A 12,069-nucleotide genomic window follows, 5' to 3' on the forward strand; every position below is an offset into this window, starting at 1 on the left:
TATAAAAAACTTGTAGAAACATATGCCATAATAAGCAAACTTTGCAGACATCTTGCAAAGATTATTTGCAACTTTAGAGCTGGAGCAATCTGAATGAGTTCGACCATTTTGGTAATTCATGGACCGAATTTGAATTTGCTGGGAAAACGCGAACCAGAAGTATATGGTCATCTTACCCTAGACAATATCAACCAACAACTTATTGCTCAAGCTGAACAAGCCTCTATTACACTAGATACTTTTCAAAGCAACTGGGAAGGTGCCATTGTTGACCGTATTCATCAGGCACAAACAGAAGGCGTAAAACTGATTATTATTAACCCTGCTGCTCTCACTCATACTTCAGTTGCTTTACGCGATGCCTTACTGGGCGTTGCTATTCCCTTTATTGAAGTACATTTATCAAATGTCCACGCACGTGAAGCTTTCAGACATCATTCTTATTTATCAGACAAAGCAATTGGCGTGATTTGTGGTCTAGGCGCAAAAGGTTACAGCTTTGCTCTCGATTACGCTATTGAAAAAATTCAACCATCTAACCCAAACTAGTTCAGGAATAGTCGCCCATGGATATCCGCAAAATTAAGAAACTCATCGATTTAATGATTGAGTCTGACTTGCAAGCGATTGAAGTTAAAGAAGGTGATCAATCGATCGCTTTAACTCGTCGCAATCCTGTCGTTGCTGCGGCTGGTGTAGCACTTCCGGCAGCTCCTGTTGCTGAAGCACCTGTTGCAAAAACACCACGTGGAGCAGTTGAAACTTCTCCTATGGTTGGTGTGTTCTATGCTGCTCCAAGCCCAGGCGAAGCACCATTTGTTAAAGTAGGTCAAACAGTATCTGCTGGTGAGACTTTGGGTATTATCGAAGCAATGAAAATCATGAACCCGATTGAAGCAACTCAAAGCGGCGTGATTGAAGAAATTTTAGTGAAAAATGGTGAAGTGATCCAATTCGGTCAACCTTTATTCCGTTATCGCGCGTAATACCTCGGGGACAACTATGTTGCAAAAAGTTTTAATTGCAAACCGTGGTGAAATCGCTTTACGAATTACCCGGGCTTGCAAAACATTAGGAATCAAAACTGTCGGTATCTATTCAGATGCTGATAAAGATTTGATGCATTTACGTTTCGTTGATGAAGCAGTATGTATTGGTCCGGGTGCAAGTAGTGACAGCTATTTAAATATCCCGGCAATTATTACTGCTGCAGAAATTACTGGTGCTGATGCAATTCACCCAGGCTATGGCTTTCTTTCAGAAAATGCCGAGTTTGCTGAAATTGTAGAAAGCTCAGGTTTCACATTCATTGGCCCTCGCCCAGAACATATTCGTTTAATGGGTAATAAGGTTTCTGCAATTGTTGCAATGAAAAAAGCTGGTGTACCGACAGTACCTGGTTGTGACCATGCAGTAACTATCCACAATGCTTTAGCTGAAGCTAAAGAAATCGGTTTCCCGCTTATTGTTAAAGCGGCAGCTGGTGGTGGTGGTCGTGGTATGCGTATTGTTGAACGCGTAGATACATTACTTGAGTCAGTTCAAGCAGCTCAACGTGATGCAGAAATGTGGTTCGGCGATGATACCGTGTACATGGAACGCTTCTTACAAAAACCTCGCCATGTCGAAGTTCAAGTTTTAGGTGATGGTAACGGCCATGCGATTCATTTATATGATCGCGACTGCTCATTACAACGTCGTCACCAAAAGGTGTTAGAAGAAGCTCCTGCTCCAAATCTACCAGAACAAGCACGCGCTGATATTTTACAAGCTTGTGTTAATGCATGTCAGTTAATGCAATATCGTGGTGCTGGTACATTTGAATTCTTGTTCGAAGACGGCGAGTTCTTCTTTATTGAAATGAACACTCGTGTTCAGGTTGAGCACCCTGTAACTGAAATGGTGACTGGTGTTGACATTATTGAACAGCAATTACGTATTGCAGCTGGTTTAGGCTTAGAGCTTCAACAAGAAGATATTGAAGTTCGTGGTCATGCCATTGAATGTCGTATCAATGCCGAAGATCCAACCACTTTCTTACCTTCACCAGGCAAAATTGAAAGTTTTTATGCGCCAGGCGGTGCAGGTATTCGTTTAGATTCTCATATCTATCCTGGATATAGCATTCCACCTTATTATGATTCAATGATTGCAAAATTGATCTCTCATGGTAAAAATCGTGAAACTTCGCTTGCCCGTATGCGTCAAGCGTTAGACGAAATGATTCTTACAGGAATTAAAACCAATATTCCTTTACATAAAGATCTTATCTTGCAAGATAAAAACTTCTGCGAACAAGCAATGGACATCCATTACCTTGAAAAACACTTGTTGAAAAAAGTGGAAGAAGAAAAGAAAGCTGAAACTGCATAATATGCATAATAAAAAAAGCCTCTTACATAAGAGGCTTTTTTTATTAATTCAAATTTATGGCAACATGCGACGTAGTGTTGCAAAACATTGCTCGCCTTTAGCAGTTGAGCAGAAATTGATGGTATGGTCATTTTTCCATTGCACAAAATACTGGGAAACATCACCAGTCTGATCTTGCTGCTGACCAGAACAATCAACTTTATTATTATCAAACTTAATCTGCATCACTAGAGCTGATAACTGCTCTTTAGGGTCATCAGATGGTTGATATTCATAAATACCATATGACCATTCTTCACCGCTTTTAATCACCACATCATTACTACTACGGAAATTATAGTACTCTACACATTTTTTATTATTTGGAATCTCCATTCCCCACAATCCCATAATTTCAGGACGCGTAACAATACGTATAGCGTTAGGATTACTAGCAGTGCGTACGGGCTGTTCAGTTGGCTGTTGAGTCACTGTCTCAGCCATAGCAAAACCAGAACAAGCCAATAATAATCCCATAATATAAATATTTTTCATAGATTTATTAATCATTAAACGCATGGGTTTAAGTTAGCACATTTTTTTAGAAAAACATTGTTTCATAACCATATAAAAACAATATTTTTCAACCGTAACGAACCGATACTTCTCATCAAACAATTTTTATCTTTAACTACTCATCCCTAACAATTTTTAGCAACATTTGACTTAAGAAGCTGGCTTTTCAATCTGTTTTGGTAGCCAAAATACAAAGCACAAACCTAGAAGCACTACTAATGCAGCAATCATAAAAATATACTCACCAGTAAGAATTTTCCAATAATGACCAGCTAGAATACTTCCAAAGGCAACTCCAAGTCCCCACATGGTGCTATAAAAAGCCTGACCTCGACCTTGCTGCCCTATTGAAAAGTTCTGAAAAATGAGACGCATTGCAATAAGATGAAACAAGCCAAAACTAAAAGCATGTAAGCACTGTGCAAATAACTGACCTATAAAATAATGAGAGAAGAGAGCCACCAACAACCAGCGTATGCTTGTTAAAACTAAGCACATGGCAACAAGACTACGCCACGAAAAATATTTAAAAAACGTAGCGGCATATGCAAACATCACAATTTCAGCAATCACTCCCATTGCCCATAAAAAGCCAATTTCAGTGGTACTGTAATTTAAAGATTTTAGAAAATTGCTATAAAAACTATAAAAAGGGGCATGTGAAAAAAGAAGAATAAATTCAATAGTAAAAAAAGCAGCAACTTCTGGACGCTTTAACACAGGCAATAAAGGTTCTAAATACTTTTGTGAAGTAGGAGCCCCTTCTGGTTCACGAATCGTAAAAGCCCAAATAAATGCAAGCGATGCTATTATGAGTAATAAAATAGGCAACATAGAGATTGGAATAATTTCTAAAATTGCACCTATGGTAAACACACCTACAATAAAACCGACCGATCCCCATTTTCGAATTTTTCCATAAAGTTTTGCCCTTTGGTCGCCCAACCAAAATAAGGTTACCCCTTCAAACTGAGCCAAAATTGCATTTTGGAAAAAGCTAAAAATAAGCATAAGTAAAGCGACAGATTGAAATGTATTGGGAACTATAAAGATAGCCAACCATATACAAGCTTCCATCCAAGTTGCGAGCCGCACCAAAAGCATTCTTTTACCAGATTTATCTGCGATCCAGCCCCAAACTAAAGGCGCAAAGAATCGCGTCACAATAGCAATAGATGATAAGATACCTATCTGCTGATAATTAAACCCTTGATCTTGAAGATATAAATTCCAATACGGCATGAATGTGCCAACGATGGAATAGTAAAAAAAGTAGAATCCTGACAGTCTAGCTGTAATTGTTAATGGTTGCATTCGGTTGCTTTATCTTGCATTTTCAAATAGTTAAACATAATTAAAGTTGCATCCGCTTGTACCACAATGCTGTATTTTGCATTTCATTAGTCTACAAATCAGTCTACAAATTTATTTTTCAATTAATTTAAAAAAATTTGTAGACTGCATGCTTTTTAAGCAAAACACACCCAACTTTCAAACCTAAGTAATTCTATCATTTTGAATAGGATAGAAATGAATTATTATCAGTCCATGGTTGAGTTTGGCTTCTTAACAGGAATATTGAGTAAAGTAAGGTTATGAAAGACTGGGTCTATTTTTACATAGAGCACACAATCAAATATGGTGAGCCATTCTATAAAGAGATCGGCTGGTCATTAGGCTTGCAGAATAATTATATAGTAATGAGTATAGTTAAAAGTTAAAAATAGATGATGTAATGGTGGGCAGATCATGTAGATAGTTGGGCCAAACTGATTTAAATATTAGCTTTTACCAAATTGATTTTTATACAGTGAAATTAGCTTAATGAAAATATTAAACTTTTTAAAAAATAAAATTACGTCAAATGAACTAGCTGAAACAATTGCACTTAGTTTGATTTTCTATATAGTCTTGGTCTGCTTCGCTTTATGTATTGGCTTAGCACTTACAACGTTTTGTGAAACAGATAAAAAAGAGATACCTAGTGTTGTTTCAAATATGTTTGTTTGGTCCGCTACACTGATTGCACCTATTATAGCAATCCTGTTATTAAATTCATGGAGATACCAAAAAAACTTTGAAGCTGATTCAACATTGTTGAACTCTTGTGAGGAAAATTTAATTAGATTTAAAAATAAAATTTATCCAATTTGTCAAGCAGTAATAAAAATTCATGAGGTAGGTAGTCAAGATCATACATATTATCTTGCTCACTCTTTATTCCGCCGTCCCCTTAAAATTTCAGATGAATGTCTTAATGACTTTTATTTACACATGGAAAGGTATCTAAATTACAATGAAGATACTGAGTTAAAGAAACTTTTTAATGAATATTATGGAATTGCAAATGATTTTCTATATATAAATAAGCAAATTATTAGTGATTGCTACTCTCTTATCTATTATCAATTAAAAGAGCAGCCTTTAGGTAACGGATGGGTTGACTCTAATTTTACTATAATCTTTCCAGAAGGATCTCCACAAAAAAGGCAAATTGAAAGCCAATATTCTAATTTTAATTATCATTATGATAATACTGGTATTAATATGGAAATGGATAAGGAATCAGGAGAAATGATATCTGTACGTAAAACATACAAAGAATATTACGATTTAATGGATAGTTATTATAAGCAATTAAGCGCTAAGATTAGTGAAATTAATAGAGCATAAATAGTGAGTAAATACTATGTGCGCTAATTACGAACCAATATCAAAAGACCGAGTACATCTACTAGATCTCTTCGAACCTACGTTCGACTATAAAGCCGATGTTTATCCTGGTTACGACTGCCCTCTTATATTTTCCAAAGATGGCCATATCGAATGGCGGCAAGTAAAGTTCGGTATGATTCCGCCTTGGAACCATGACTTAAAATTCTCAAAGTATACATATAACGCTAGAACTGAGACGGTAGATAAAAAGCCGAGTTTCCGACATGCTTGGGCTAAAAGCCAATTCGCGTTAATACCTGTAGAAAAAATTTATGAGCCTAGGTATGTGAATGGTAAAGCGGAAAGATGGGGGATTTTTCGAGAGGATGGCTTACCTTTTACAGTAGCTGCTATTTACGATTCTACTGTCATTGATGGGCGGCAAGTTAGATCAATGTCTATGCTGACTATCAATGCAGACGACCACCCATTTATGTCACAGTTTCATAAGCCAGAAGATGAAAAGAGATCTATCATCGTAATTCCTGAAGAGTATCGAGAAGACTGGTTGAACTGCAAAAAAGAAGATGCTGATCAATTTTTCTTTGAAATGCCCTTAGGTGAATTTACTGCAGACTACTTCCCAAAACCAAAAAAAAGTGCAAATTAGCACCGTTGAATTTCCGACCAAATGCACTAACTAACGCGACAAGTAATGACTAGTCATTATTTATGCACAATTTTTTTAATTTGAATTTAAACCAAGCTCTAGCATATCATCTTGATTATGTAACGAAATCAAGGAGTAACTATGAGCATTATCCCCAATTCCATTATCGAAATTAAACCACATCTCAATGCTGGCAAGGTATTGAGTGAGGTTGAATCCATAAAATTAGTTTCACCTACTACTTTTTTTTCAATACCTTTAGCTATAGAAAAAGTTTCAGCTGGTTTTCCCTCTCCTGCTCAAGATTATGTTGATCGAACTCTCGACATGAATGAGCACCTAATTAAAAATGAAGAAGCAACATTTATTGTTAGAGTGGCATCACTTTCGATGCTTAACGCTGGCATTGATATTGATGATGAGTTGATTGTTGATCGTAGTCTTGATGCTAAACACAACGATATTGTTGTTGCACTTATAGATAATGATTTTACTGTTAAACGCTTAATGATTGATGAAAATGAGCGTTGGTTAAAAGCTGAAAACCCAGATTATGATGATATTCATCTTCATGACGGGCAAGAACTAATAATTTGGGGCGTGGTTACCTATATTCTAAAAAATGCAAGAAAAAAATCATGAGGCACAAAGATAAAGTCTTTTTTCTCATAGATGTAAATAACATGTATGTCTCATGTGAAAGAGTCTTTAATCCAAGCTTAAACAATAAGCCGGTCATCGTTTTATCAAATAATGACGGCTGCGCCGTTGCGCGCAGTAATGAAGCAAAAATCTTAAATATAAAAATGGGTGTGCCATTATTCCAAATCAGAGAAATCGTACAAAAGCACAATGTAATTGTTCTCTCTAGTAATTATGAACTTTACGCTGAAATGTCGCGCAGATTTCATAAAATTCTTGCATCGTATGTAACTGACGAAGATGTTGAGAAATATTCAATAGATGAGTGTTTTGTTGATTTTTCAGCTTATGAAAAAAATTTTGACCTAGAAAAGGTCGCTCAAGATATGCGCTTAAAAATATGGAAATGGCTTGGATTACCTGTGTGCGTTGGAATCGGTAGAAGCAAAACAGAATCGAAGATTGCTAACCATATAGCTAAGAAAAATCAATCGTTTAATGGCGTTTGCGATTTGGTAAACATGGACCCTTGCAATAAAGAATATTACTTCGCGCAGATTGATGTTTCTGAGGTTTGGGGTGTTGGCCGTAAGCACGCTAAAAAGCTTCAATCAATGGGAATTAACACTGTATTTGATCTCGCATGTAGTGAACCCAGGGAGATGCAAAGAAGATTTTCTATTGTGATGGCTCGTACAATTAATGAGCTGCAAGGCATCTCTTGCCTTGAAATTGAAGACACCCCACCCTCTAAAAAGCAAATTATTAAGTCATGTTCTTTTGGTGCAAAAGTTACAGAACTCATTGACCTTCAAGAAGCGATAGCGATGCATGCTCAAGAAGCTTGTAAGAGATTGAGAGATGATGAGTCATTATGCGGGTGTCTTATTGTTTTTGTTCAATCTAGTCCTTTTGATGAAAATGTACCTTTCTATAGCAAGTCAATAACCGGCTCATTTTCACAGCCAACAGATTGTGCGTTAGATTTCGTAAAAGCCGCTACAAAAATGGTATCTCACATTTATAAAGAAGATATTAAGTATAAAAAATGTGGTGTCATATTAACTGGGCTAGAACCCAAGGCTGGCCATACATATGACTTGCTCACAGATTTTGATGCAATAGAAAAGAAAGAACAGTTGATGAAAACACTAGATAGCGTGCACACTAAATTCGGAAAGAAAAAACTCGGTATAAGTTCGTGTTATGTACCAGGTCGCAACTGGTCAATGTCACGAGACAAATTAACTAGGAATCCATTTAAATGGGATGAACTACCACTCATAACTAAATGAGCAATTTTTTGCTCACTTTCGTCGGATTTTAAAATTTTTGAGCAAATTTCTGCTCGTTTCACTATCAAAAACTTAAAAGAATTTTCCATTTATTCGACTAGATTAATATTTATGATTATCTAAAATAAGCTAATCTCAGAAGTACTCAAAGTTATGAATTCAAAAATTAAAGTTTTATTAATAGATACCATTGGTTGGATTACTTCGATTTGTATCATATTTTTCTTTTTCACTCTTTGGCTATATTCCTATAATCAAATTGATAACCCATTAAAAGAAGCTTGGTCTCTAACAGTAAGTATACTTTCAGCTTTAGCTACTATTGGGGCAGCAATAATTGCAGCTAATTTATTTAATGATTGGAGAGAATCTCAAACTGGCATAAATAGATCTGAACTTGCTAAAAATACACAAACATCTTTATATAAACTTGTAAGTTACCTTGATTATTATCATCAGTATGTAATGACACAAAAACATATATTTATCGCAAAAAGCTTCCCTGAAATTAGTCAGAATTTCATCGATCAGGCAGAAAAAATAGCTAACGAATGTGAAGAAAGAAGAAGTATTTTTCGCAATGAATGCGAAGAGCTCTATAAACAATTTCTAATCGATTTAAAGATTTATGAAAAGACTTTTGACACTGATCTTAATCTAGATTTATCTCGAATCCGATATTACAGAGGATCTATTGGAGGAATGCTAAGAGACTTATCACAATCAAAATCAGTTTTTGAATTAAATAGAATGACAAATCATATGAAGACTTCTAAAAAATTATTTAATAAAGAAATACTTGATATCGTAAATTCTGAAATGTCTCAATATATTAATTTAAAAGTAAAATAGTATTTTTATAAATACTGAGCTTTAAAAATCCTCAATTGAGGATTTTTTTATATTACTTTCACTCAAATACATAGATTCACATTACTCTTGATCGTATGAGCTGAGCATCCAGATAAATAAAACTATACAGCACTGTCTATCCCTCTTTGTTAACATTGCTCTGCTTCATGAAAATAAGAAGGTATAGATTTGGCTACCCCATACATAACTATAGGCTGTCCAACTACAGGAGGCGGTCAAGTAATCTCAGGGAACAGTTTGTTTCTAATTGATGGCATTGCCGTTGCTTGTGTCGGTGATAAAGCAACCTGCCCAACACATAAAATTGTCGCAACAATTGTATCTGGCGATCCGAATATGCAAATTTTCGGTAAAGCTGCTGCTCGTGTTAATGACTCTCTTTCATGTGGTTGTAAACTTCTACCAAAACAAAATTTGGTCGTTCAAGACAACGGCGGTGGAGCCGCATCTTCTGCTGCTAAATCATCACCAGCCCCTATGTCTCAAAAACAACCAGCAACAGACACCTTTGTAAAAGATGAGTACGAGAATTACTACATAGAGAATACTAAAACCACAATGGTTCCTTTTAAACCTTGGCTATATCCATACGATCAAGATAAAGCAACATTATTCGGTTTAGCTATGCAAGCTATGTCCGGTGCTTGTACATTTGAAGTCTCATATAAATTTGAAAAACAAAATCTATTCGTGACTGCAACTTTACTACCTCCTGCTTTAAAAGGGGATGCAACAATTTACCCTCAAGCAGCATTGCGTCTGTTTAAAGACAAAAAGCAGATAGGTGATGTTGTGAGATTGAAAGTGGAAAAGGGATATTGGAATACGGAAAATGATAGGCAACCTGTCGGTAGTTGCGAAATTAAACTACCTCCCCCAGACTTATCAGTAATCACAGTTCAATTGACAATGAAATATGATGCCAAGTTTGATGGTGGAACAGTTGTTACAAATCCACCTCATGTAGTGCATGAATTTACAATTACATCAGCAGCAAGACGGAAGAAATGAGAAAGACACTTACCTTAATTATTCTTGGCACAGCACTTCTGGGTGGGTGTAGTAAAGCTTCTGAAAGCACAAATCAGTCGGCGGCAAAAACTGAAACTCCAGCGCCTAAAAAACTATCTGCTAGAGATCAGCAGATTTTGGAAAAACATAATGAGTATGTGCAGAAGTATTCTCTTGAGAGCCCAGACGTTCTAAAAAAACGAATGCAAGAGTTACTGCCTGAAATCAACACAATGGAAGATCAGGGCAAGCGAGAAATGCTTCAAATGAATGTGTACTTAGCTGCACAGATGTATGATGAAGCATTGGCTTTAAATGAGAAACAAATTGCAAGAAAGCCTGAAAATCCTGCTTTGTATCTAGCTAAATGCCAAATCTTTACTATGCAACAAAAAGACAAGCAAACAATTAATCAATGCTTTGATACAGCAGCAACTGTTCTGAAAACAGCACTAGATAAACCAGAAAACAAGACAGATCCTGACTATAAACAAGGCGAGTTTTCATACTTACTTGCTAAGTACAAAGCTGGTCATCTGGAATACAAAGAGAAAATGCAAAAGTTCATCGCGGATACGCAAGATGAAAAACTGAAGAACGCATTCAAAACAATTTATGATGCAGAAGTTCAAAACTGAATTCAAAAAGCCGGGACTGTTCTAAATTTTGTGTAAGTACTTAATTTTCATTTATCCTTCAGAGGATAATTACAAAAGGTACTTCACATGGATGAAGCAACAATCAAAAGTATGGCTGCCGAATTGGCTAAAGGTCTAAAAACACCAGAAGACTTAAACCAAATGACAGCAGTCTTTAAAAAATTCATGATTGAAACTGCACTCAATACTGAACTTTCAGACCATCTCGGTTATGAAAAGCATCAGCCCAAGAAAGGCTCAAATAGCCGTAATGGGTTTAGTTCTAAAACCATTACAACTCAAGATGGACAACTGGCTTTAGATATTCCCCGTGATCGAGAAGGTTCATTTGAGCCACAAATTATCAAAAAGCACCAAACACGCATCACCAGTATGGATGACCAAATCCTCTCACTGTATGCAAAAGGAATGACTAATAGGGAAATTGTAGCCTTCTTCAAAGAAATGTACGATGCCGATGTGTCAGCATCTCTCATCAGCAAAGTTACCGATGCTGTGATTGAGCAAGTGACTGAGTGGCAAAATAGAGCCTTAGATAGCCTTTATCCTGTTGTCTATCTTGACTGTATTGTTGTCAAAGTCCGTCAGCACTCCAATGTGATTAACAAGTCCGTATACCTTGCTTTAGGCATCAATATGGATGGGCAAAAAGAATTACTGGGTATGTGGATTGCTCAGACAGAAGGTGCCAAATTCTGGCTGTCAGTCATGACAGAGCTAAAAAATCGAGGAGTACAGGACATTCTTGTTGCCTGTGTAGATGGATTAAAAGGCTTCCCTGACGCGATAGCCTCTGTTTACCCTCATACTGATATTCAACTGTGTATCGTGCATGTTGTACGCAATAGCCTGAGATTTGTAAGCTGGAAAGACTACAAAGCTGTTACGTCGGGTCTGAAAGCGATTTATCAGGCAAGTACAGAGGAAAATGCTTTAAAATCCCTAGACATCTTCTGTGATCAATGGAATCACCAGTATCCCAAAATTGGAGAATCCTGGCGGGCCAATTGGGAAAATATCCGAACGATCTTTAGCTATCCAGCCGAAATACGTCATGCAATTTATACAACAAATGCGATTGAGTCGTTGAATAGCGTAATACGCCATTCAACGAAGAAAAGGAAAATCTTTTCATCTGATGACTCAGTAAAGAAGGTCATTTACTTAGCAACATCAAATGCTGCGAAGAAATGGACGATGCCAATTCAAAATTGGCGTTTAGCAATGAATTGGTTTACGATTCAGTTCGATGATCGATTAAAAGATCATTTATAAAAAATGGAACTTACACAAAATAATTTACAGGCTCAAAAAGCCCTGATCATTCAGGGCTTTT

General features: G+C 36.4%; 13 protein-coding genes. 11 read left to right on the forward strand and 2 right to left on the reverse strand.

Annotation, left to right across the window (positions count from 1 at the left end; translation table 11 throughout):
- The first annotated feature begins 93 nt into the window (after nucleotides 1-93).
- Genes aroQ through accC form a run of 3 tightly spaced genes read left to right on the forward strand, consistent with a single transcriptional unit; the run spans nucleotide 94 to nucleotide 2,373 of the window.
- Nucleotides 94-549, forward strand: a complete 456-nt coding sequence (gene aroQ, locus CSB87_RS01905) for a type II 3-dehydroquinate dehydratase (RefSeq protein WP_000099412.1) — start codon at nucleotides 94-96, stop codon at nucleotides 547-549.
- Nucleotides 550-566: 17 nt separating this feature from the next.
- The gene (accB, locus tag CSB87_RS01910) at nucleotides 567-986 is read left to right on the forward strand and encodes an acetyl-CoA carboxylase biotin carboxyl carrier protein (RefSeq protein WP_000354611.1); all 420 of its coding nucleotides are present in this window, start codon (nucleotides 567-569) and stop codon (nucleotides 984-986) included.
- Nucleotides 987-1,002: 16 nt separating this feature from the next.
- Nucleotides 1,003-2,373: an acetyl-CoA carboxylase biotin carboxylase subunit gene (accC, locus tag CSB87_RS01915; protein WP_002049609.1), complete on the forward strand. Its 1,371-nt coding sequence runs from the start codon at nucleotides 1,003-1,005 to the stop codon at nucleotides 2,371-2,373.
- Nucleotides 2,374-2,427: 54 nt separating this feature from the next.
- Here accC and CSB87_RS01920 read toward each other — a convergent pair whose 3' ends face one another.
- The gene (locus CSB87_RS01920) at nucleotides 2,428-2,931 is read right to left on the reverse strand and encodes a hypothetical protein (RefSeq protein WP_002049607.1); all 504 of its coding nucleotides are present in this window, start codon (nucleotides 2,929-2,931) and stop codon (nucleotides 2,428-2,430) included.
- 147 nt (nucleotides 2,932-3,078) lie between these two features.
- The gene (locus CSB87_RS01925) at nucleotides 3,079-4,242 is read right to left on the reverse strand and encodes an MFS transporter (protein WP_079377036.1); all 1,164 of its coding nucleotides are present in this window, start codon (nucleotides 4,240-4,242) and stop codon (nucleotides 3,079-3,081) included.
- A gap of 510 nt (nucleotides 4,243-4,752) precedes the next feature.
- Here CSB87_RS01925 and CSB87_RS01930 point away from each other — a divergent pair.
- The 8 genes from CSB87_RS01930 (at nucleotide 4,753) to CSB87_RS01965 (ending at nucleotide 12,008) form a co-directional block, all read left to right on the forward strand.
- Nucleotides 4,753-5,601, forward strand: a complete 849-nt coding sequence (locus CSB87_RS01930) for a hypothetical protein (protein ID WP_000698499.1) — start codon at nucleotides 4,753-4,755, stop codon at nucleotides 5,599-5,601.
- Nucleotides 5,602-5,617: 16 nt separating this feature from the next.
- A complete protein-coding gene (locus CSB87_RS01935; protein ID WP_000332602.1) occupies nucleotides 5,618-6,253 on the forward strand; it encodes an SOS response-associated peptidase family protein in 636 nt (211 codons plus the stop codon).
- 141 nt (nucleotides 6,254-6,394) lie between these two features.
- Nucleotides 6,395-6,895: a LexA family protein gene (locus CSB87_RS01940; RefSeq protein WP_000022553.1), complete on the forward strand. Its 501-nt coding sequence runs from the start codon at nucleotides 6,395-6,397 to the stop codon at nucleotides 6,893-6,895.
- Nucleotides 6,892-8,190, forward strand: a complete 1,299-nt coding sequence (locus CSB87_RS01945) for a Y-family DNA polymerase (RefSeq protein ID WP_001216087.1) — start codon at nucleotides 6,892-6,894, stop codon at nucleotides 8,188-8,190. The genes CSB87_RS01940 and CSB87_RS01945 overlap by 4 nt, the downstream gene beginning before the upstream one ends.
- Nucleotides 8,191-8,343: 153 nt before the next feature.
- Nucleotides 8,344-9,042, forward strand: a complete 699-nt coding sequence (locus CSB87_RS01950) for a hypothetical protein (protein WP_001085100.1) — start codon at nucleotides 8,344-8,346, stop codon at nucleotides 9,040-9,042.
- A gap of 189 nt (nucleotides 9,043-9,231) precedes the next feature.
- Nucleotides 9,232-10,074, forward strand: a complete 843-nt coding sequence (locus tag CSB87_RS01955) for a PAAR domain-containing protein (protein WP_000235276.1) — start codon at nucleotides 9,232-9,234, stop codon at nucleotides 10,072-10,074.
- Complete coding sequence (locus tag CSB87_RS01960) at nucleotides 10,071-10,712, forward strand: hypothetical protein (protein ID WP_001232738.1); 642 nt, start codon at nucleotides 10,071-10,073, stop codon at nucleotides 10,710-10,712. Before CSB87_RS01955 ends, CSB87_RS01960 begins: the two co-directional genes overlap by 4 nt.
- A gap of 87 nt (nucleotides 10,713-10,799) precedes the next feature.
- Nucleotides 10,800-12,008: an IS256-like element ISAba26 family transposase gene (locus CSB87_RS01965; RefSeq protein WP_000343018.1), complete on the forward strand. Its 1,209-nt coding sequence runs from the start codon at nucleotides 10,800-10,802 to the stop codon at nucleotides 12,006-12,008.
- The last annotated feature ends 61 nt before the right edge of the window (nucleotides 12,009-12,069 follow it).

The sequence above is a fragment of the Acinetobacter sp. AR_0276 genome, from assembly GCF_003000705.1.
In the GTDB taxonomy this organism is placed as follows: Bacteria; Pseudomonadota; Gammaproteobacteria; order Pseudomonadales; family Moraxellaceae; genus Acinetobacter; species Acinetobacter nosocomialis.